This is a genomic window from Ulvibacter sp. 2305UL32-6 (genome assembly GCF_058148545.1).
Map to the genome: position 1 here is coordinate 1 of NZ_JBYVKA010000021.1, position 2,229 is coordinate 2,229.

Sequence of the window (2,229 nt, forward strand, 5' to 3'; positions counted from 1 at the left end):
TGCCAGTGGCGGTTCTTGGCTCGCTGTGGCTCAACCAAATTTGCGGAGCAAATGTTGGCAGCGGCGCCGACGCGTGCGACTCGGAAGCCACGGCGAAGCCGTTTACGAGATTATTCGGTTGATCTAAGATAGTCTTTTTGTGGGAAAGTTAATTCGTTTAACCAACAAAGCCATTGGCTTTATACGTTGTTGTAAACAGTTTAATCAGAGACATCTTGTACTAATTCAAGTTCTCCAATATAACTTCCAGTAACAGTTCCAAATTCAATCGTTTGAAAAGTGAATGTTATTGTATAAATATTCTCAGAGATTTCTAATACTACATTTCCATTACTTATTTGTTCTTCCTTTATGTCGTCAGAACCTGTAATGCAATTATTTTCAACAACTATATTTCTTGTAATATTTGTATAATTTATAGAAGGTTCATATCCCGCTATCATATCATAATTGTATGTGCCAGCTTCCAATTCCGTTAATGAAGTCGATACAATACTCATAATTACTCCATGTGTCAAGTCATTTGAAAAATCACATTCTCCAGTCTATTCATTATTTACCAGTGCCCCATTTATTAAATAGATTACATGACTGCTGTTTAAGGTTTTAGAATATGAAGACATTATTAAACCATTTGGGATAGAATACTTTTCATCATTTATTACAAATTCAGATTCAACTTGAGTATCATCCATAGAAGTGTTATCATCGGATGAGCAAGAAAAAATTAATAATCCAATAAAGATTAAAAGTCAATAGTTCAGTTTTTTCATTAGTATTTTTTTAATTGTTTACAAACGTTGTTGCGAACAGTTTACATTTCTATATATTGATTTTCTTCGTAGTAACGTAAGAAATCAGGTTCAGAGCTACTTTTAGTTACAAATCCATCGTCATCATATTGCAAATAAACATTCCAAGTACTGCCACTATTATTACCATGCGAAGAAATACGGTGTAAAGCATTATTTTTAGATGTTTTTAAGCCGAGTATATCATAGTAGTCACCGTAGATGTATGTCATGACACTTCGATTTGGGTCAATTTTTTTATTAAAGTCAAAGTTTGAGTAGATATAGGTGCTTGAACCCGAAGTGTGTGATATTAAATTTTGATTAGAATCTCGTGTAAATACTTCTTCTGAAAAATTCATCGAGTTTGAGGAGTCAAAAGTTAATTTTGCTGAATCAACATAGCCATCTGTAAAAAATATTTCGATTAGTCGATTGTCCGTGTTTGTGGTTAAAGTTGCTTTGTTGCTCTCAAGAGTTACATTGTATACATGCATTCTATTACTAATAGGGTCAATGTAATCTATATTTTCAGTAATTGTACTAACGTTATTTCCATTATATGTTACTGTATAGGTTCTTATTTTAGTTATGTACTCTTCCAGAACTATTAACTCTATTTGGTTATTTTCGTTATAGAAAAATTCTTTGTCATATATGAGGTTTCCATCGTCATAGACGAGCGTTTTTTTATATAATTTATCTGTGGAATTAGGCTCCTCCTTTTGATTATCATCTTCAGATGAGCAAGAGAAAACTAAAAGAGTGATTAAAAATCCGAGAATTAAATTTGATATTTTCATTTCAATATTTTGGGTTTAAATTGTTTACAACGTGTTTGTATAATGCCAGTGGCGATTCTTAGCTCGCTGTGGCTCAACCAAATTTGCGGAGCAAATGTTGGCAGCGGCGTCGACGCGTGCGACTCGGAAGCCACGGCGAAGCCGTTTACGAGTTTTATCCGAAATAAATATACGTTTTTAAATTGTAGGATTTTCAATTCGTTTAACCGTCTTCCGCCATTGGCTTTATACGGTGTTGTGACACGTTTTTTTTCTAATCGGTTAGAATTATTCTCAGAATCAGAAATGTCCAAATTCCGATTGCCGGAATTGACAATCCGATTAATGTCCATTTCTTGCTTAAGTTGGTCCAAACTTTCCAATGTTTTATTGTTCGTCCAATCACGGCTAATCCAAGTCCTAATGCTATTAACATAGAAGGAATGAAAAACATAACATTAAATCCGAAATTATGAGGTGCATAACCTTCTTTTACTCCAAGAAGTGGTTCTCGCAAAAAATTAACTAATAATGTCAAAATTAAAATTCCAAGACTTCCGAAAGCCATTTTGCTTGTCCAATTTATTTTTCTTTTATGATACTCGGTTAATTTCAATTGACGTTTTTTTCAAAATGTGTTACAACGTGTTTGTATA

The 2,229-nt window shown here is 33.3% G+C and carries 3 protein-coding genes; all 3 read right to left on the reverse strand.

Features of this window, described 5'->3' with window-relative positions:
- Positions 1-200: 200 nt before the first annotated feature.
- Entirely contained in the window at positions 201-500 is a 300-nt protein-coding gene (locus tag ACY2RU_RS17425; RefSeq protein ID WP_490139760.1) for a hypothetical protein, read from the reverse strand.
- 314 nt (positions 501-814) lie between these two features.
- Positions 815-1,594, reverse strand: a complete 780-nt coding sequence (locus ACY2RU_RS17430) for a hypothetical protein (RefSeq protein ID WP_490139761.1) — start codon at positions 1,592-1,594, stop codon at positions 815-817.
- A gap of 253 nt (positions 1,595-1,847) precedes the next feature.
- Positions 1,848-2,189, reverse strand: a complete 342-nt coding sequence (locus tag ACY2RU_RS17435) for a hypothetical protein (protein ID WP_490139762.1) — start codon at positions 2,187-2,189, stop codon at positions 1,848-1,850.
- Positions 2,190-2,229 lie beyond the last annotated feature (40 nt).

Coding starts and splice junctions, on each gene's coding strand:
- ACY2RU_RS17425 (WP_490139760.1), bottom strand. CDS start 500: ATGAGTATTGTATCGACTTCATTAACGGAATTGGAAGCTGGCACATAC.
- ACY2RU_RS17430 (WP_490139761.1), bottom strand. CDS start 1,594: ATGAAAATATCAAATTTAATTCTCGGATTTTTAATCACTCTTTTAGTT.